The organism is Aliikangiella maris, from assembly GCF_040719265.1.
GTDB lineage: Bacteria > Pseudomonadota > Gammaproteobacteria > Enterobacterales > Kangiellaceae > Aliikangiella > Aliikangiella maris.
The window spans coordinates 42,241-62,590 of sequence record NZ_JBFDAH010000010.1; the positions used below are offsets into that span (position 1 = coordinate 42,241).

19 protein-coding genes are annotated in these 20,350 nt (G+C 38.1%); 8 read left to right on the forward strand and 11 right to left on the reverse strand.

Annotated elements, in window-relative coordinates; translation table 11 throughout:
• Positions 1-266: 266 nt before the first annotated feature.
• Together dusA and ABVT42_RS11145 are read right to left on the reverse strand one after the other, a co-directional pair.
• Positions 267-1,247 (reverse strand): tRNA dihydrouridine(20/20a) synthase DusA, encoded by a 981-nt coding sequence (gene dusA / locus ABVT42_RS11140; protein ID WP_353895714.1) that lies wholly within the window; start codon positions 1,245-1,247, stop codon positions 267-269.
• Between the two features lie 379 nt (positions 1,248-1,626).
• Positions 1,627-2,505 (reverse strand): LysR substrate-binding domain-containing protein, encoded by an 879-nt coding sequence (locus ABVT42_RS11145; protein ID WP_353895713.1) that lies wholly within the window; start codon positions 2,503-2,505, stop codon positions 1,627-1,629.
• 94 nt (positions 2,506-2,599) lie between these two features.
• On the opposite strand from ABVT42_RS11145, the gene ABVT42_RS11150 reads away from it, so the two are divergent.
• Genes ABVT42_RS11150 through ABVT42_RS11175 form a run of 6 tightly spaced genes read left to right on the forward strand, consistent with a single transcriptional unit; the run spans position 2,600 to position 5,808 of the window.
• The gene (locus ABVT42_RS11150) at positions 2,600-3,226 is read left to right on the forward strand and encodes a LysE family translocator (protein WP_353895712.1); all 627 of its coding nucleotides are present in this window, start codon (positions 2,600-2,602) and stop codon (positions 3,224-3,226) included.
• A 16-nt stretch (positions 3,227-3,242) separates the two neighbouring features.
• The gene (locus ABVT42_RS11155) at positions 3,243-3,986 is read left to right on the forward strand and encodes a glutathione binding-like protein (RefSeq protein WP_353895711.1); all 744 of its coding nucleotides are present in this window, start codon (positions 3,243-3,245) and stop codon (positions 3,984-3,986) included.
• The gene (locus ABVT42_RS11160) at positions 3,970-4,650 is read left to right on the forward strand and encodes a glutathione S-transferase N-terminal domain-containing protein (RefSeq protein ID WP_353895710.1); all 681 of its coding nucleotides are present in this window, start codon (positions 3,970-3,972) and stop codon (positions 4,648-4,650) included. The genes ABVT42_RS11155 and ABVT42_RS11160 overlap by 17 nt, the downstream gene beginning before the upstream one ends.
• A complete protein-coding gene (locus tag ABVT42_RS11165) occupies positions 4,647-5,030 on the forward strand; it encodes a cupin domain-containing protein (protein ID WP_353895709.1) in 384 nt (127 codons plus the stop codon). The genes ABVT42_RS11160 and ABVT42_RS11165 overlap by 4 nt, the downstream gene beginning before the upstream one ends.
• Positions 5,027-5,356, forward strand: a complete 330-nt coding sequence (locus tag ABVT42_RS11170; RefSeq protein WP_353895708.1) for a hypothetical protein — start codon at positions 5,027-5,029, stop codon at positions 5,354-5,356. Before ABVT42_RS11165 ends, ABVT42_RS11170 begins: the two co-directional genes overlap by 4 nt.
• Positions 5,353-5,808, forward strand: a complete 456-nt coding sequence (locus ABVT42_RS11175; RefSeq protein WP_353895707.1) for a GNAT family N-acetyltransferase — start codon at positions 5,353-5,355, stop codon at positions 5,806-5,808. Before ABVT42_RS11170 ends, ABVT42_RS11175 begins: the two co-directional genes overlap by 4 nt.
• Positions 5,809-6,369: 561 nt before the next feature.
• On the opposite strand, the gene ABVT42_RS11180 is transcribed toward ABVT42_RS11175, so the two are convergent.
• The 9 genes from ABVT42_RS11180 to bioA form a co-directional block, all read right to left on the reverse strand.
• Positions 6,370-8,376 carry a methyl-accepting chemotaxis protein gene (locus ABVT42_RS11180; protein ID WP_353895706.1) on the reverse strand — a complete coding sequence of 669 codons (2,007 nt, stop codon included), beginning with the start codon at positions 8,374-8,376 and terminating at the stop codon, positions 6,370-6,372.
• A 325-nt stretch (positions 8,377-8,701) separates the two neighbouring features.
• Entirely contained in the window at positions 8,702-9,835 is a 1,134-nt protein-coding gene (gene alr, locus ABVT42_RS11185) for an alanine racemase (protein ID WP_353895705.1), read from the reverse strand.
• A gap of 108 nt (positions 9,836-9,943) precedes the next feature.
• A complete protein-coding gene (gene dnaB / locus ABVT42_RS11190; RefSeq protein WP_353895704.1) occupies positions 9,944-11,314 on the reverse strand; it encodes a replicative DNA helicase in 1,371 nt (456 codons plus the stop codon).
• A 162-nt stretch (positions 11,315-11,476) separates the two neighbouring features.
• Complete coding sequence (rplI, locus tag ABVT42_RS11195; protein ID WP_353895703.1) at positions 11,477-11,929, reverse strand: 50S ribosomal protein L9; 453 nt, start codon at positions 11,927-11,929, stop codon at positions 11,477-11,479.
• 30 nt (positions 11,930-11,959) lie between these two features.
• Positions 11,960-12,187: a 30S ribosomal protein S18 gene (rpsR, locus tag ABVT42_RS11200; RefSeq protein WP_353895702.1), complete on the reverse strand. Its 228-nt coding sequence runs from the start codon at positions 12,185-12,187 to the stop codon at positions 11,960-11,962.
• A 13-nt stretch (positions 12,188-12,200) separates the two neighbouring features.
• Positions 12,201-12,623, reverse strand: coding sequence for a 30S ribosomal protein S6 (gene rpsF / locus ABVT42_RS11205; RefSeq protein ID WP_353895701.1), 423 nt, complete (start codon positions 12,621-12,623; stop codon positions 12,201-12,203).
• 342 nt (positions 12,624-12,965) lie between these two features.
• The gene (locus ABVT42_RS11210) at positions 12,966-13,595 is read right to left on the reverse strand and encodes a hypothetical protein (RefSeq protein WP_353895700.1); all 630 of its coding nucleotides are present in this window, start codon (positions 13,593-13,595) and stop codon (positions 12,966-12,968) included.
• Positions 13,596-13,613: 18 nt separating this feature from the next.
• The gene (locus ABVT42_RS11215) at positions 13,614-15,515 is read right to left on the reverse strand and encodes a serine/threonine protein kinase (RefSeq protein WP_353895699.1); all 1,902 of its coding nucleotides are present in this window, start codon (positions 15,513-15,515) and stop codon (positions 13,614-13,616) included.
• A 204-nt stretch (positions 15,516-15,719) separates the two neighbouring features.
• Positions 15,720-17,003, reverse strand: a complete 1,284-nt coding sequence (bioA, locus tag ABVT42_RS11220) for an adenosylmethionine--8-amino-7-oxononanoate transaminase (RefSeq protein ID WP_353895698.1) — start codon at positions 17,001-17,003, stop codon at positions 15,720-15,722.
• A 482-nt stretch (positions 17,004-17,485) separates the two neighbouring features.
• Between bioA and ABVT42_RS11225 the strand changes: the two genes are divergently transcribed.
• Together ABVT42_RS11225 and ABVT42_RS11230 are read left to right on the forward strand one after the other, a co-directional pair.
• The gene (locus ABVT42_RS11225; RefSeq protein WP_353895697.1) at positions 17,486-19,162 is read left to right on the forward strand and encodes an amidohydrolase; all 1,677 of its coding nucleotides are present in this window, start codon (positions 17,486-17,488) and stop codon (positions 19,160-19,162) included.
• A 477-nt stretch (positions 19,163-19,639) separates the two neighbouring features.
• Positions 19,640-20,338: a DsbA family protein gene (locus tag ABVT42_RS11230; protein WP_353895696.1), complete on the forward strand. Its 699-nt coding sequence runs from the start codon at positions 19,640-19,642 to the stop codon at positions 20,336-20,338.
• Positions 20,339-20,350 lie beyond the last annotated feature (12 nt).

The following is a 20,350-nucleotide window of genomic DNA, read 5'->3' on the forward strand; positions in this document are numbered from 1 at the left end:
TGAGTAATCTAATTAAATTTTTAATATTTAATGATTGCTTGCAAAGACACTTTCACAGATCGTGCCAACCCAAAAATAAAAAAATAAAATCCTTTAAATACAAAAGACTAAAGCGACTGATTGATAATTAAGAGAAGCAACTCGTTGCAAGGCTAAAGTGGTAAAATTATACTTTTCACTAAAAAGTGGTGAAAAACACAATTCAATTTTTGCTTAAAACAAGGATTGAAAAGCTAAAATGAAAAACCAGTGACCTAATAAATTATTTAACCGATTACCTGCTTTAATGCATCTTCAATTACATTAATACCAGCGTTGGCTTGGTGAGAGTTTTCACTTAAATAACGTCGCCAAAGTTTGCCACGAGGTTGCGCATGAAACAGCCCCAGAATATGTCTTGAAATATGTTGCAATCGTTGGCCATTGGCTAGTTCTTGCTCTATATAGGGTAATAATTTTGTAACAATATCTAACCGGGTCTGTATGGGAACATCTGATTGATAAAAGCGTTGGTCAACTTGCGCTAAAATAAATGGATTATGATAAGCTTCTCGCCCGATCATCACTCCATCAACGTGTTGTAAATGCTCCTCAGCGGTGTCCAGAGAAGTAATTCCACCATTAATAATAATTTCTAAATGTGGATTATCTTTTTTTAACTGATAGACGTGAGAATAGATTAATGGTGGAATTTCTCGATTCTGTTTAGGACTCAACCCTGATAAAACAGCCTTACGAGCATGAACAATAAATGTTTTGCAACCAGCCGAAGCAACTGTATTGACAAAAGTGTGTAAAAACGCGTAACTATCCATATCATCAATACCAATTCGATGTTTTACCGTCACAGGAATTTTAACCTGTTGCTGCATCGCTGCGACACACTCACCAACTAAATCCGGTTCAGCCATTAAACAAGCACCTATTTTTCCTGACTGAACTCGGTCAGATGGACAACCGACATTTAAATTAATTTCGTCGTAACCAAAATCTTCACATATGCGCGCGCACTGCGCTAATGCAGCCGGGTCACTCCCCCCTAACTGAACAGCAACCGGGTGCTCCTGTGGACTAAATTGTAAGTACTTTTCTGCCTGACCATGTAAAATTGCCCCGGTAGTTACCATTTCGGTATATAGCAACACCTGCCGAGAAATTAGGCGCAAGAAAAAACGATCGTGACGATCGGTCCACTCCATCATGGGGGCAATCGAAATTTTTCTATCTATCGAACTACTTAATTTCACTTGTATCTGCCTGTTTTATAAGCATTTATCACTTCACTCATTCTTTGTTATTTATTGACGTTTTTTGACATTTATTGATCCTTGGGGATCCTATAGTGATCCAAATAAAACTAAAACTCTCTCAGAGCCTTTAATACTTGGGCTCTGTATTTTTTGTCTGTCCAGTCGAGCATGGGCGCACAAGATAATCTATGAGAAATCATATAATTAGGTGTAATTCCAGAAATATAAAAATAGCTAAAAGTGTTTGAGAAAGAACTTAAACACTATCCAATTATACGGTTTATGATGGGATTAAACAAAAGAAAAGAGAGACTATGATTGGACCGATAGTAACTCTAGTGAAGCAATATCCTCAACTAAAACACTACCAACATTTTTACCTTTGATAGTTAGCGATAAAATCAATAAATAACCTTACTTTAAGCGGTAATTGTTTTTTAGCGGGATACAATAAGTGAACTGGTCGAGGTTTTGGCTCTTGTCCTACAAGGATTCTAACTAAAGTAGAATTTTCAATATTCTCTTTAAGCAAAGAAAATGGTTGAAGAATTATTCCTTGACCTTGACACGCAGCAACCCTGAGACAGTTACCACTATTGCAAACAAATTTACTATCGTTAATCCGCAGTGAATCTATGTCAAACTCTCTTTTCAACCGAGAATGCGATTGCCAAGCTTTGAACCCTAAAAATAAATGCTCTTCAAGATCACTAATATTATCAGGTACACCAAACTTACCTAGGTATTGAGGTGAGGCACAAAATATTAATTGTTGTTCATCGACTTTTTTAGAAATGTAAGAAGCATCTTGCAAATCACCAATTCTGAAGATCATATCAAAATCGTCCAAAAAAACATCAGATAACGAATCTGAAAGCTCTAGATCAATCTGAATATCTGGGTACTTTTCTATAAACACACTAATTCTGTGTGTAAGTTGATAGGTTCCATAGGTTACTGGGGCATTTATCTTTATACGCCCTTGTGGCTCTCCTGAGAAATATTCCATTTCATGCTTTAGCTGTTGATACTGAGCAGACAGTTTTTCGGCATTGCTTAAATATAATATACCTGCTTCAGTTAACTTTTGCCCTCGTGTACTTCTGCTTAAAAGCTTTATATTCACATCTTTTTCAAGAAAATTAACATATTTACTTACCATAGCAGGTGAAATATCAAATTGGTTGGCAACTTTAGAAAAGCTCTTTTCTCGACATACTGCGATAAAAATATCAATTGCTCGCATCCTATCCATTATGAACCCTCAGTTAAAACTGTTAATACCAAAACACTATTAATCACTTGATAGTAGCAAGATAAACTTATCGCGTAAACTACATGGAGTAAGCATGAATACCTACTTAATAAGCTTTTTTATCCTGTCCTTGATAACTGTCTCAAGTCCAGGTCCTGCGATATTATTCACAGTCCAAAATACTCTGAATCATAAGTTATCCGAGACTTTTCGAGGAATCTTGGGTGTAGCGACAGGAATTCTTTTTATAGCAACTCTTGCGACAATACTACTTGTTTTTGCTGCAAACGTAATGGATTTTGCTTTTCTTATAACGAGTGTTATTGGATCACTATACTTTTTCTATTTATCATTTAGTAGCTTGCAAAAAATTGCTAAGAATGATTTAAAAAATGAGTCTCGCCATAATTCATTTCTAAGCGGAATATTAATCAGTTTATTAAACCCTAAGGCCCTCGCATTTTTCATTTTTATATTTCCTTTATATCTAGATACTAAAGCGATTAACTATCAACGACCTATTCTGCTTTCACTAATATTCTCAACCAATGTGATTATTGTACATAGTCTTTATGTATGTACTTTTAGACATTTGGCGAAATCAATTGACCTTCAAAAGTTTACTCAAACCTTTAACAAAGTATCCGCTTTATTATTTTTTATTTTCGGCATTTTGTTAATAAAACAAACCCTAGATAACACATCTAACCTATTCACCTAAAACAATCGAGGTACATATGATCGATTTATATTACTGGACGACACCCAATGGTCACAAAGCCGCAATAATGCTTGAAGAGTTACAACTGGAGTACAACATTCACACAATTAATATCAGTGAAGGAGAACAATTTTCAAAAGTTTTTTCATTAATCAGTCCAAATCAAAGGATCCCAGCAATAGTAGATAACTCACCAATAAATTCTACTAAGAGCATAAAGATTTTTGAGTCTGGTGCAATTCTACAATATTTAGCTGAGAAAACAGGGAAATTAATAGGAAGCACGATTGAAGACAAATATAAAGTAATTCAATGGTTGACTTGGCAAGTTGCTGGACTAGGGCCAATGGCAGGGCAAAATCATCATTTTAGCCACTATGCATCAGAAGAAATACCTTATGCAATAAAACGTTATCAAAATGAAACTAGCCGCCTATATAGTGTTATGGACCATCAATTATCCTCTAATGAATATCTAGCGGGTAACTTCTATTCTATTGCAGATATAGCTTGCTTTCCTTGGGTAAGGATTCATGAATATCAAAAACAAGATATATCAAAGTTTAAACACCTAGAACGTTGGCTATTGGCGGTTAGTGAGAGACCTGCAACGATTAAAGCATTAGAAATAGCTAAAAAGATCAACACAAAACCAACAGTAAACGAAAAGGCATCTAGTTTCCTATTCAACCAAAATAAGATAACTACAAAGCAACAAAGCAACAAAGCAAAGAGTAATTATCATGATCAAATTGTATGAATTATCAGGTAAGAATAGCGTTATTTTTAGCCCCTATTGTTGGCGTGTACGTTTAGCTCTTTTACATAAGCAACTGAAATTTTCTAGCGTAGAAACAGCTTTCACTGACATAACAAAAATACATGATGGTACATTTAAGACAGTACCTGTTCTCTGTGATGATAAAATAAACATTAACGATTCTTTTAATATAATTGAATATTTAGAAGCTGCCTATCCTGCAAAGCCTTCATTATTTAAATCCAATGAAGGACGTGCTCTTTCAATGTTCATCGAAGCATGGGCAAGCTCATTACATCCTGATATAGCAAGAATGGCTATTGCAGATATATATAGTCATTTACAAGATAAAGATAGAACCTACTTTCGAGAAACACGCGAAAGTTTTTTCGGTAAAAATCTAGAAATTGTTCAAGAAGAAAGCTTCGAGCTTGCCAAAGAGAGTTTTCTAGTAAAACTCAACCTACTTGAAAAACATTTAATAAAAACTGAATTCATTGGAGGCGAATGTCCACTGTATCCTGACTTTATTGTATTTGGCAGTTTGCAATGGCTACTAACCACAAGTCTTCATTTTGAAGTCAACAATTTACCTGATAATACAAAAATTTGGTTTTCAAAGATTTGTAGCACTTACAGTATCAAAAATAAGGAGTTCGAATGAATGTTAATAATATTTATGAACTTGCGGAATCACTAACTGAACATTGGTCTCCACAAGTCATAGCTTCAGTGAATGACCAATACGTTAAAATAGCAAAAATTGAAGGTCAACTGGTATGGCACACACATGAACAAGAAGATGAAGCATTTTTCATCATTAAAGGCGAAATGTACATTGAATATGAAAACCATATTGTCAACCTGAAAGAAGGGGACTTTCATGTTGTGCCTAAAGGCACACCGCACAATCCAGTTGCTGTGACAAGTTCTTGTTGGATCATGCTCATTGAATCAAAATCGACTTTACATACAGGTGAAGTTCAAACAAAAAAAACCAAATCACTTCAAGAACAGCTTTCGGCAAGTGAGGTAAAAAGATGATTATTAGAAAATGGACAGCACCTATTCCAATACATAAACGAGAGGAATATATAAATTACATTATGCAAACAGGTTTTGCTGAATATAACACTACAAAAGATAATCAAGGTGCATTTTTAACACTGGAAGAAAGAGGCGATAAGCTTTATGTTACAACATTAACTTTTTGGGAATCTGTTGACCCAATTACATGTTTCGCAGGTGAAAATTATCAGTTGACTAAATACTACAAAAGGGATGACGAGTTTCTCCTTGAAATGCCAAAATATGTTGAGCACCAAGAAATGATTTATGGCTCTAGTAGAGAAATAAGGGTCAACATATGAATATCAGAAAAGCAATTGCAAGTGATAAGAATAATGTATTGAAAATTTGTGAGAGATTATCTGATTTCAAAACACCATCGTGGCGAACATGTGAAGAAATAACATCGGAAGATATGAAAACACTTGATAGCTATTTTTCATGCCCTAAACCTAATCAACATTTATTTGTTGCCGAGGAAGAGTCAACAGTAGTAGGTATATTATTTTTGGAACAAAGGACTGATTTTTTTAACCAAAATCCTCTAATGCATATTTCTATAATAGCAGTTGCCAGAGATAAAGGTGGGAAAGGCATAGGTTCCAAGCTACTTGAATATTCCGAAGATTTGGCTAAGAAATTGGATATAGCGCAAATAAGTTTAAATGTTTTTTCATCAAATCAGCTTGCGCGAAAAATTTATAAAAGCAAAGGTTTTAATGAAGATACAATATTTATGCTTAAAGATATTTAATTAGAAATCAAAATTGAGCCTTTAGGGGAGTTTAATTCACTTATAGGTATTTAATACCCTTTTATCCCCTTAAAAACACAAACAAATAGTAAGCAATTGAATTTAATGAGCATTATTTGACAATCACATCCATCATGAGGGTAATCTAATTTTTTCTATTTAACAAACCGTTAGAGGCCATTTATAACTCTTTAAAGTTCTGTGAAAATCGATTCAGCAAGGCGTATTTGATGAAGAGGTATTATATAATTTGTGAAAAATATTCTCAAAAAATATTGCCAACATATTTTTCAGCACTTAAATAATACTTGAAAAAATCAGCATAAAAATTCTACATTATAAAAAATTCATTAAGACAAGTTTAAAATAGCAAGTTATTAGCGCCCACCTGAAAGCAGGATTAAACCGACTCAATTCACAAGAATTTTTTAGCAGAGCACCTGAATTCTTTCTAAAACTCAGATATTTTTATGATTATCAATAAGTGAAAATACTGACACTGAAACCTATAAAAAGCCATAGCCACCATCATTAAAAAATAATGCTGATTCAGGTTCAGTTTTAGATTAACTTGAAGCGACTGACCAATTTTTGCAGCGCATCTGCCAGTTCAGCTAATGCGCTACTTGCAGTTAAGTTTTCTGCAGCCCCCTGCGCCGTCTTATCTGCCATTTCAGAAATTGCCGAAATATTTTGATGCATTTCTTGAGAAACCGAATTTTGTTCTTCTGCAGCACTGGCAATATGGGTACTCATATCATTAATTACGCTAACGGCCGAAGTTATTTTAGCAATTGAGTCTCCAGCTCTTGCTGTTTTTTCAACGCTTAACTGTGCTTCAGTTTGGCTCAACTGCATCACTTTTACCGCCTCTTGCGTGCCGACTTGCAAACGCTCTATCATTTCTTGAATTTCAGAAGTCGAGGCTTGTGTCTTACTCGCCAGCTCTCTAACTTCATCAGCCACTACCGCAAATCCTCTGCCCTGTTCGCCAGCTCTGGCTGCTTCTATTGCCGCATTTAGCGCCAATAAGTTAGTCTGCTCGGCAATACCTCGTATAACATCAAGTACTGAGCCAATATTGGTACTGTATTGATTAAGTCGTTGTATAACTGAAGCTGCATTTTCAATTTCTTGTGCAAGTCGATTAATTGAGTCAATACTTTGCTCAACGATAGCTCGGCCTTCAGCAGCCTGCTGGTTTGCTTTTTGAACTTCTATTAACGTATGGTTAGCACTATTGGCAACATCAGATACGGTTGCATTCATTTGCGTCATAGCGGTTGCAATCATATCGGTCTGTTCTTTTTGATAGTGGATATTTTCATGGCTTTGTTTAGATATAACAGTTGTTTGCTCAGCCGATGCTGTCAATTGCAAAGCGCTATTTTCAATTTGCTTGAGTGTTGAACTAAGCGCCGTTACCAATTGATTAACACCATCTGAAAGTTTACCTAATTCATCCTGATGAAAAACTCTTGCGTGTTGCGTTAAATCGCCTTGTGAAACTTTACCGACGACAGCCAACACATCATTAATTGGATTCGTCACACTTTTTAAAATCCAGAGGTTAACACCAATAGCAATAACTATTGCAAGGACTGTAAATAGCATGAGTAAATTTCGAGTAGTGTTAACTTGTTTTACTGCATCATCTGTGACTTCCTGAGTCATATTTTTAACTTTGATAAATAAGTTATTCATATGAGCTTTTGCTTGTTCAGCTTCATCATCAAGTTGTTTAACTTGTACTTGAGACTCGCCTTTTACTCTTAAACGTTTTTGATGTAGTACTAATAAACTTTGTTGTCCATTGATAATAGGATTGAGCTGTTCAATTGCTTTTAATACCGGCTTTCGGTATTCATTGACTAATTCTTCGTTCATTGCTGCAAGTGCTTGGCTCTTTGTCATTAACTCCTTTTGCATCATAGAGATCGTTTGCTTGACTGAGCTGACTTTTGTTGATTCTCTAACAAGCAATGTATCAACAATGTTGACCGATATTTCTTTTACTTGATTTGAAATTGAGAGCAACAGGGTATTAAGTTGAGTTGACTCAGTACTTTCACCAAAGTCAAACAATAGCGAGTCAAGTTCGTCAGCAACCGTTTCGAGTATTTTTTTCTGAGATTGAATCTGCTCAGCTAATTGAAGATCTTCGCGATGCGTTTGAAAAACTAATTTGGCCGATTCAGCAAATTTTTTTTCACTCGCTAATCCTTGGTTTAACGAATTAAGAATATCTGGAAAATTTTGACTAAACTCAAGTAACTGCTGATTTGACATATCATTATTTTTCATCCATTTTTGATAATTATTTTCAAAAACAGGTAATTCAGCAATTTCAGTGGCTTGATAATATCGATTCACTTCCACCATAGACTTCAACAAGGATGATAAGTTTTCGCTACCAGCAATTAACATCGGTGTTGTTTTTTCACTTAAGCGGACCAGATCTTTTTCAATTAAATGAATACTTCGAAAACTGGTTAAAACAAACAAAATTAACAGTAATACAAATAATACGGCACCACCTATTAGCCGACTATTTACGGTTAATTGCATAATCTACCCCTTGTTTTAATGATTTTTTAACAGCTTATAAAATTTTGATTTAGAAGTGTTTTTTAGGCATTAGTCTAATATTAGCTCAATTTTTTCTGCAAAGTCCAAAAATATACAAATAATTCAAGGTTAAGTCAGGAATTATCACTCATTATATTAAAGACTTGCTTAATCACTGAATAATTACAACGGCAGGTACTATTCAAAAAATCTTAAACAGTTTTTATTGATGTATGACCAAAAGGTTGTTTGACTAAAGCGTATTGCTGAAGAGTTAACAATGGCAAAATACAAAATAATCAAGCAAATAATTTTTCGAGCTTACTTAATTATTCCAAACAAATTTAACTCGCGAAGTCACACCACATAATAGCGTATAGGGAATAGTATCGGCATGTTGTGCAATCGTTTCAACAGGTAGTTCATCGCCCCATAAAACGACTTCATCACCAATTTTTCCAGAAAAATCTTCCCCCAAATCAACTGTGATCATATCCATCGAAACTTTACCCACCAAAGGATAGGTTTTACCGTTGATTGAAACAGGCGTACCTTCTTTTGCATGCCGAGGATAACCATCACCATAACCTATCGCAATGACACCAATTAAAGTTTCTCTAGTTGCCGTCCATGCCGAGCCATAACCAACCTGATCGCCAGGTTTTATTGATTTAATAGCAAATAGTTGTGAAGCTAGCATCATCACTGGTATCAACTGATGATCGCTACCTGTCAAGCCAATCATAGGGGAGCAACCGTATAGTATAATTCCTGGCCGAATCCATTGATAATGACTTTCAGGCCAAGCAATAACGCCTGCCGAATTTGCCATTGAGCGTTCACCAGTTATGTTGGTAGTAACCTGATTAAAAAGCTGAATTTGTCGTTGACTCATTGGGTTTTGAATATCATCTGCACATGCCAGATGAGACATTGGATTTATCGTCGAAATAAATCCCAAGCCTTGCAATCGCTGATAAGCATCAATAAAGCCAGCATCATCAAACCCCAGGCGATGCATTCCCGAATCAAACTTGAGCCACACAATTAATTGAAATTGTGGATGATTTGGTTTAGCCACTTCGTTTATGTCTAACCTAGTCGTATCTGTCGCATATTTTTGCGCAAGTTTTTCCAATGCAATCACTTGCGCTTCATGATGAACTACTGTTTGTAAATTATATTCAATAATTTGAGCCAACTCATCGTCACTAAAAAAACCTTCTAGCAGTATAATAGGTTGAGTGATTCCGGCGTTTCTTAGGGTAATTGCCTCATCCATACATGCGACAGCAATTGCATCGATTTGAGAGAGGTGACTAGTCACTTGAACTATGCCGTGACCATATGCATCCGCTTTAACCACGGCCATAATTTTACAGCCCGGCGCTAGCTGCTTAACTATAGAAATATTGTGCTCAATTGCATTTAAATTGATAATAGCCCGAGTCGAACGCATACACTTCTCAAAACTGATTTACCTAAAATTTGAAGCTACTTAAAATTTGTATTGCTAAAATAAAAAAGCGACACGATGAAAGTTCACCATGAATAAAGCCTAACGAAATTAATATTCATTTTCAAACGGCGCAGCCAAATTAGCAAACCGGTTAAAGTGTCCCTGAAAAGCTAAGTTTACCGTTCCAATTGGACCATTCCGTTGCTTACCAATAATAACTTCAGCCGTTCCTTTACGTTCAGATTCTTTGTTATAAACTTCGTCACGGTAGACAAACATGATGATATCCGCATCTTGCTCAATTGCGCCTGATTCACGTAAGTCAGACATAACCGGTCGACGATCAGCCCGTTGCTCAAGTGAGCGATTTAACTGAGACAGTGCGATTACCGGCACTTTTAATTCTTTTGCCAGCGCTTTTAACGACCTAGAAATCTCTGATATTTCCTGGGTTCGATTATCGCTTAACCCAGGTACTGTCATTAATTGTAAATAATCGATTACGATTAAACTGATATCACCATGCTCACGCACAATGCGCCGAGAGCGAGCTCTGACTTCATTTGGGGTTAACCCAGCAGAATCATCGATAAACATTTTACAATTATTTTTAAGTATATTAGTCGCGACTGACAAGTTATCCCAATCTCTGTCATCTAATGCCCCAGTACGCAACCGAGTCGCATCAATTCCACCAATTGATGCAAATGAACGCATTAATAACTGGTTTGCCGGCATCTCCATACTAAAGACTAGAACCGGTTTACCACCATGAATAGAGGCATGCTCGGCTATATTCATAGCAAAGGTTGTTTTTCCCATTGCTGGACGACCCGCGACAATTAATAAATCGGTTTTTTGTAAACCGTTAGTTTTTGCATCCAGATCAGTAAATCCAGTACTTAGCCCAGTGATACCACCTTTAGAGTCGACCGCATATTGCACTCGATCAAGAGTCTCATCAAGAAAGGTAGAGGCAATTTTTAGCCCACCATCATTATTTTGTCTGTTTTCAGCTATTTTAAAAACGCGTGATTCAGCTAAATCAAGCAATTCATCTGAGTTTCGACCTTTGGGAAAATAAGCCGCATCTGCAATCTCATTAGCAACCGAGATCATTTCACGAAGAACAGCTCTTTCTCTGACTATATCGGCATATGCACTTATATTGGCCGCACTTGGAGTGTTTTTAGCCAGCTCAGCAATATAGGCCAATCCACCTACTTCATCTGACTCACCTTCCTGTTCAAGAAACTCATGTAAGGTCACCACATCCATTGGCCGGCCGTTTTCAGCCAGATATCTTAATGCCCGATAAATTAGTCGATGATCTTTTCGATAAAAATCTTCTGCGACCAGTTTCTCACCAACTTTTTCCCAAGCCTCATTATCTAGCAGCAAGCCACCTAAAACCGATTGTTCGGCTTCGAGTGAATTGGGGGGCATTTTGATATTTTTGACAGGCAAATCATCAAACATGATTAACTTCCACTTGAATTAGACAGACATCGCAAGTTGCCAAAATTAAAATAAAAAAACACCTTGAACCAAAGCTCAAGGTGTTTCATTGTGTCATCTGTGTTGACTAGCTGCAATACCAATTTGATATTGAACAGTTTTTTCAATTAAAAACTGCAGTTGTTAGCCTTCTTGTGCAACAACAATCAGTTTTAAAGCGGCATCAACGTCAGTATGTAAGTGAATCGCAACTTCAAATTCACCAGTTTGACGAATTGCGCCATTTGGTAAACGAACTTCTTGCTTTTCAAGTTTAATACCCGCAGCAGTTGCAGCATCGGCAATATCTTTAGTTCCAACAGAGCCAAATAACTTACCTTCATCACCAGCATGCGCTTCAATCGTAATTGTTGCGTCAGCAAACTGATTGGCTCTTGCTTGCGCAGCCGCTAATTCATCAGCTGCTTTTTTCTCAAGATCAGCTCGGCGAGCTTCAAATTTTTCCAGGTTATCCTTAGTTGCAGGAACCGCTTTACCTCTAGGGAGCAGGAAGTTACGACCATAACCATTTGCTACAGTAACGCTATCACCCAGTTCGCCAAGATTACGGATTTTTTCAAGTAGAATGACTTGCATTAGTCTTTCCTCTTATTCGTTAATCGTTGCTTATTTATGCGCGTCTGAATATGGCAATAATGCCAGATAACGTGCACGCTTGACTGCTGTAGAAAGCTGGCGCTGATATTTTGAGCGAGTTCCAGTGATACGACTAGGAACAATTTTACCAGTTTCAGTGATATAGCTTTTTAATGTAGCCAAATCTTTGTAATCAATTTCACTTGTGCCTTCGGCAGTGAAACGGCAGTATTTGCGACGTCTGAAATGTCTTGACATATTAGCTCTCCCCTTAATCTTCTACTGACTCTTCAACGTCGTCTTCAACTTCATCAGATGAATCATCGTTGCTGTTCGTGCCTCTCTCAGGAGCGTCAAAGTTTTTGGCCGCTTCTTCTTTTGCTCTAGCCATAGGCGAGGCTTCAGTAATTGCTGATTTCTTTTTGATAACTAGGTTACGTAGTACAGCGTCATTAAAACGGAATAAATTTTCCAATTCTTCAATCGCTGAAAATTCACACTCTACATTCATTAATACATAATGAGCTTTGTGGACATTGCTAATAGCATAAGCCATTTGACGGCGTCCCCAATCTTCAAGTCGGTGAATAGTTCCACCAGCTTCAGTAACAACAGCACTGTATCTTTCGATCATTGCTGAAACCTGATCACTTTGATCGGGATGCACCAGAAATACGATTTCGTAGTGTCGCATTAAGATCTCCTCACGGTTTCCAGTCACTTGCATCAATCATTTTGATAAAATCAACCAAGTAACAAGGAGTTAGGTCAGTTTTTAAAATTAAACTCTGCTCACTGTTCATAAAACAATCAACGGAGTTTGGTCAAGAGGCGCGATTATACGGGGCTTAATAATAGATTGCAACGCAAAATCGGCGCAAAACCAGTGACATCAGACAAATTTTGCTACTAAACCACCAGAATTTAAGCGCAGTAGCACAGCTTTTTAGGCAAATACCTTACTGTGCTCTATTGATGTTGCTGATAATAATATCGCAAAAGTTATCCATGCAAGCCGATGACTAAGGTTAGTAACTTAAGGTGCCACGCTCACCTCAAGCAGTGATTGTGTGTCGGCCTCATTCATGACTAACTGCATGCGATTATCATTTGGTGCAAACGCTTTGCCATTAACATAAACCAATGTTTTGATTGGATAGACACCTTGTGGCATTCCTTTGGGTAATTTAAAGGTAAATTGATTTTTAAAAATACCACCAGCTCGGGTTTCTTTATTTACCATTTTAGTCAGGCTCTTCAGTTCTTTGGTGTGATCTTCATTATCAAAAATAATAATCTTTTCTTTAATATCCACCTGACGAGTTGAAGTGCCCGGCACCACTTCAAGCGATGAAACAACAGAAATATCATTACCTGCTTTTACCACTTCACCGGGTTTAATATTCGATTGGTAAGATACAAGCAGCGGCTGTGGAGGCAAAGTAAAATGAGCTGCTTTATATTTAGAAATCACGTTCTCTTCATTAGTGGTTTGCGTCGATTCTGAATCAATTACCATGTCGTAAATTAACTTGGCTGCAAGCCCGATGACCACGACCGCACCGATTTGTTTTAAACGTTTATTACTAACACTACAGCCTAACCCCGCAGTCACCATAAAAAATACAACACTGCCAGTAATCAAATAATTTTTTACAACACTCACGAAACTTGCTCCTCTGACTTATTGAATTTCGATGGTTTCTTTTACATTAGCCAATGCATCACTGGCATCGAGTTTAAGTTTTAGCGCCGCACGATGTCCAGGTACAAATTCCAGAGCAGATTCAGACTTGGCAATCGCACAGCTATAATCAAGCTTTTTAAAACAACGTAATCCATCGAGCAAAATTTTATCTGCTTTCTTTAAATTCTCTTGTTGCTGCCGTAGTGCATACCCAGAGTTTTCTAGTAACGACTTGGCCGAGGTATCATCTGGCTTATTTTCTGATGCTAAAGTGGCGTACTTTTGCGAACAAAGATAGTCTTTTGCTTCGAAACAACGAGTGGCTTTTTGCATATTTTCAGTATAAGCCTTGTCAATTTGCAATATACGTTGTTGTTCTGCCACAATGGCTTTATCGGCTTTATCAGCTAGCGCTAACGCCAAAACATGGTGACGATCAATCGCTAATACTCGCCGAGTTTGTTCTAAAACACAGTTAAAATTCTTTTGTGACACGCACAACTCAGCAGCGCTTAGCGCCTCATCTATTTGTTGTTGTTGTACAAAAGCCAGTTGTGCTTTTTGTGCTCTAGCCAATAAATTGACCGCACTAACATGATTCGGTTCCACTTTTAAAATATCCAAACTACTATCAATGGCACATTGAAAATCTTCTGTGTGATAACAGTTTTGTGCCTTATTCATTGATTGATCGATGAATCGAGTCAATTCGTCCGGGACAAAATACTGAGAATATGCAAACCAGAATAATATGCTTAATAACAAAAAGCTGGCAACTTTAAAAACTGGTAATCGGGGCTTCACGGTTAATGCCTGATTAAAAGCATCGATCGATTGAGTTCGCTCACTACGTTTTAGTGCCAGTGCTTGAGACAACGCTCTCCATTGGCGGCGACTCAACCCTGGAATTCGTTTGGGTTTTAATCCCATTGATTGCGCGGCAGCGGCCGTTTTCCGTTGGTAAGGGTGAGTACCGGTCAGCAATTCATAGGTAATAATTGCGGCAGCATACACATCATCACTCATATGTGGCGGTTGATTGGCCAACATTTCTAAACTGGCATACTCTGGCGTAAGCGCTCGAATTGTGCCCGCATCAAAATGATCTTGATACTTCGATTCAGATGCCAGCCTAGCGATACCAAAATCGAGCACTTTAGCCTGATCATCTGTAATAAATATGTTGGCTGGTTTTAAATCAGAGTGAATGATGCCTTTTTCGTGTGCGAAAACTAAAGCCTGACAAAATTCACTTAAAATTTTTAAAGCTCGCTCTTTAGGCAACCCGACCCCTTTATGTTTTTTTAACAAGGTATCAAGATCTTCTCCTGCCAGTAATTCCATCGTCATGAAAATGGTATTGCCATCTCGATCAAAGTCATGCACTGTGACAATATTAGGATGAGACAATATATGTGATCGACTGGCTTCTCTTTGCAAAGAAATAAAAGCATCGGGGTGATTGCGGAAATCACTATTTAACACTTTAACCGCAACATAAGGGTTAGTATCACTGGCTTCGACCTTGCGTAAATCCTGAGCTTTATAAACCGTCCCCATTCCACCAGCCCCCAAGGTGGATTCGAGCACAAAACGCTTATTTAACACAATTTTATTATCTTTCAGAGCCTGATCGGCATCCTGCTGGGCCTGATCGAATCCTTCTTTGTTTTTATAGGCTTTTTTTAGTTCATTACCAATTTGGGTTAATGCGGCTTCATAATCAGTATTGATGTCTGAATCGGCGTTGGTGTCGAAATCGGTAGTGATGTCGGAATTAGCAAACTCAGGCATAGCTTCTTCATGCATGTCTTTGTTAGGCATCATCGCAGCTTGCTCAGTTTTATTTAACTGGGCAACAGACGACATATTTTCTGCACTATTTTTATCGTTTTGCATGAGTCACTCAAACATTCAGGTCATACCGAACCTGTCTCACCACCAAAAGATGTTTCTGAAAACAAGATGATATTTACATTAAATTCAAATCTCAAAAACAACGTTCATTATCAGATATCTTTTCAAATACATCAATGATACCATTTTTGATTTTTGAGCTTTCAATAATACTATTTTAAAATCAAACAGTTATACAAAATAATATTATAATTGTTTAGTAACGGTTTTAATTGCATCACATAAAAGAGTCAATTGTGGTGGTTCAATGATGTAAGGAGGCATTATATACACTAATCGGCCGAATGGTCTGATCCAAACCCCTAAATCAACAAATTGTGGCTGAATTTTATGCATATTAACCGGCTTTATTAATTCAACGACTCCGATAGCGCCTTTTACCCGCACATCAACAACGCCTTGATATTGCCGACATTCAGCCAATTCAGCGGTCAATTGCTCAGCAATAGATTTCACTTTTTGTTGCCAGTTAGAACGAAGTAGCAATTCAAGACTGGCCACAGCGACTCGACATGACAAAGGGTTAGCCATAAATGTTGGGCCATGCATTAAATTACCACCCTCAAAAGAACCGATAATATCCGCTATTTTTCTGGTGGTTAATGTTGCTGCGAGTGACATATACCCACCGGTGATTGCTTTACCCACACATAATATATCAGGCACAACCATTGCTGATTGATAAGCAAACATTTCTCCCGTCCGGCCAAACCCAGTTGCAATTTCATCAAATATCAGTAAAACATCAAATTGTTGGCAAAGCTGATGCAATTGGCGTAAGTATTCGGCCGCATAAAACCGCATCCCCCCAGCACCTTGTACCAGAGGCTCAATAATTACCGCCGCAGTATTTTGATGATTCTGTTCAAGTGTTTGGCGCAGAGGTTCAATATGTGAGGCTTGCCAGTTATCATCATCCCCGGCAGGAGGCGCATCAACAAAGTGATGTTGCGGTAAAAAACCACTGAACATACTATGCATACCATTGACCGGATCGCACACAGACATCGCTCCAAAAGTGTCGCCATGATATGCATGACGAAATGCGATAAATTGCTTTTTGTGTGAAATTCCCTTAGCCACCCAATATTGGAGTGCCATTTTTAATGCAACTTCTACGGCAACAGATCCAGAGTCTGCTAAAAATACCGCATCGAGCGCTTCATCGGTCATATCAAGGAGCTGTTTTGACAAATCAATCGCAGGTTGATGAGTCAAACCACCAAACATCACATGCGACATTTGCGTCACTTGCGATTGAATGGCTGCATTTAAATAAGGGTGGTTATACCCATGTATTACCGACCACCAAGACGCCATCCCATCAACTAATCGACGGCCATCTGCTAAATGAATATAAACACCTTCTGCTGAACTGACGCCAAATACGGGCCCAGGTTGAGTTAAATTGGTATATGGGTGCCAGATATGTTGTCGGTCAAATGCTAAATCATCTTGTGAAATCGTCATACAGCTCTCTCTTGAATACTGACTTATATTTGCTGGCCACTGCCTTTTTTCGGCTTCAACTAACTTTTGCTGTGAAGCCTCTTGTGGCAATTTAGTCTGGTTATTCTGGTTGCAATTTTAAATAATGATGCTTGTCAATTAACTTACATCTGAGAATTAAATTCAGTAATTTTCAAAGTCATCTTATCATATCTTTTTCATTTACTGACCAGCCCCTCATTCAATGTTGAACAAGGCCAAACAAATTAGCCTAGTCATTCCACAAAAGAAGGCTAGCGTACAAGCATAGTCACAGGAAAAACTCGGATTCCAGCAACCCATTCAATTAAAACACCTGTCCAGTATCGAACTAGCGATAAAAAACCAGAAAAATCAAACGATAGTATCAATTGGACCTTTACCCCGTACAACAAATCATTTTAGACTTAGTCACATATCGCAGGCTAAAACTTATGGATACGCTATCAGGCAGAGGTATAACAATGAAACGAAAAATTACAAAAATTACCACGTTCATTTTACTTTTATCATTTACAACCAGTGCAATCAGCCAATGTCTGGTCATAAATAATATTAAAGGATATACACCAGTTGCCAATAAACCATCGTTAGAACAATTCAACTGGTTAGCGTTTGAATCGGGTAAAGTAATTGGCCGGAGCGACACATTGCCCACTATCCCCTCCTCATGCCAGCAGATTGATGGCCAAGGTAAAACCTTGCTACCAGGGCTAATTGATGCCCACGGACACATTGCGGGTTTAGGCCAGGAAATGTCGCGTGCCAATTTACGCGGCACACAATCAGAACAACAAGCGGTAGAACGCGTTGTTGAATTTGCTCGACACAATACTAAATCAGCCTGGATTTTAGGGCGCGGCTGGAATCAGGTACTTTGGTCTGAAAGACAATTTCCCAACAAGCGAAGTCTGGACAAAACCGGCATTAAACGCCCCATTTTACTGACTCGAGTTGATGGACATGCGGCATGGGCCAATAGTCAAGCTTTAAAATTAGCGGGAATCAACCATCAAACTCCTGATCCAGAAGGCGGAAAAATTGTTCGTGATAAAAATGGAAAACCGACCGGCGTACTCATCGATAATGCAATTGGACTGGTGGTCAATAAAATACCTGCGCCATCTAAAATTGAGCGTGAATATGCATTTGATAAAGCATTTGCCCACTTATTATCTCTCGGTATTGTAAGCGTACACGATGCTGGTATTAATCAAGCGGATATTGACAGTTATCAAGAGCGCAGTCACAAGCACCAATTACCTATTCGAATTTATGGTATGTTAAGCGGTGCAGACCGTCACCTGAAGCAATGGCTAAATCAAGGTATCATTAAAGATGATAACGATTTTCTATCAATCCGCAGTGTTAAACTATACGCTGATGGTGCGCTGGGGAGTCGGGGTGCAGCCTTACTTGCCCCATATTCGGATGATAAGGACAATAAAGGTTTGCTAGTAACTCAACCAGACGAGTTACAGAATTTGGTGAACTTAATCCTCAGTAAAGGATTTCAAGTTAATATTCATGCTATTGGCGACCGGGGGAATCGTCTTGTTTTGGATACCTTCGAAACAGCATTTAAGCAAGTAGGTGGAAAAGCGCTTCGCAACCGAATTGAACACGCTCAAGTGGTGTCACTGAAAGATATTCCTCGCTTTAAAACGTTGGATATTATCGCTTCTATGCAACCAGTTCATGCCACTAGCGATAAGAACATGGCTGGCGATCGCCTCGGTATTGCACGATTAAAAGGCGCGTATGCTTGGCAAAAATTTATACAGCAAGGAACAATCATTGCCGCAGGCTCAGATTTTCCGGTAGAACTGGCCAACCCATTTCACGGTCTTCATGCCGCAATAACCCGTAAAGATCACAGCAATCAACCCGAAGGCGGCTGGCTACCTTATGATAAAATGACTCGCTATCAAGCAATTAAAAGTTTTACTCTCAATGCCGCCTACGCAGCCCATCAGGAAAACACACTCGGTTCACTTGAAGCAGGCAAATGGGCTGACTTTATCCTTATTGACCAAAATATTTTGAAAGTATCGGCCGACCAAATCTGGCAAACACGAGTATTGCAAACCTGGGTTGGTGGTCAATTGAAGTATCAGGCAAAGCCGACTAACGCAAATTAACACTCGTTAACGTCCCTTTATCTAAAAACCGCTATCGATCTGGTCGTTATGCGGTTTGCGATAAATCGTGAAAGCGGGCTCCCTTAAGCGACTCGCCACCAAAGGAGTAGCAATATCATCCGCTTTTTGCAAAGAGAATGTTTCTATTATGATTTAACAAAATGTCATTACATGTACAAAATTCAAGCAGTAAAAGTCCACTTTATTAAAACTTGGCCATTGCAAGACTGTCTAGCAAATTGCCAGCTTGCCTACCAATTAATAAATCCAACAAATACACAAAAATTCTATATATTTTATGTTTTAAATCCGCTTTATTGCATTTAATTTTGTTTTAGCATGAATATCGAATAGCGAAACTCTGCCTTATTTTCAAATAGTTAAAAGATCCTCTCAGAATTAGTCTATTGCCCAAACTATTCGCTAAAATAGTACCGAAGATCGTTCAAGATAAACTCATTAAATACTGGAAGGAAAATGTCACAGTCACAACTCATTTATGTTACTGATCCGCTATGTCTTTGGTGCTACGGAATCGCCCCAACCCTAACACAATTTTATGCCACGCTACCCGAAAACATGGAGAAGATAACCATTAATGGCGGGTTATTTCCTGCTGAACGCGCTCGAATTGCCGATCCAGCATTTAGAGACTATTTGAAAAATGCCTCAGTCAAAGTGACCGAATTAACCGGACAAACTTTCAGCGAAGCATTCTGGAATCTATTAGCCACTCCTGGGTTTAAATATGATACTCAACCCAGTGCACGCGCAACGGTTATTGTTAAATCACTTAGTAACGAACAAACCATGCGTGAATATATGCACCAACTACAAGTTGCTACCTTTGTTGAAGGTCAAGATCCTACTGACGAGCAAGTGCTCGCAACAATTGCCACAGAATTTGGCATTGTCAAAGATGATTTTTTACAAGCTTACGCAGATAATGCCAGTCAGCAAGCAACCCAAGATGAATATGCTATGGCAAGTCAAATGGGCGTGAGAGGTTTCCCAGCCATCCTTTATGTCAAAGATAATCAAGGCTATAGCCTGGTATCAGGCTTTGCCCCGTTAGATCATTTAACCAAAGCCTTAGCCTGGGCAATGGATAAAGCAGGAGAACCTCCTATTCAGACAGCCGAAAATTCATGTGATGAAACCGGCTGCAAAATCTAATATTAAAATTTA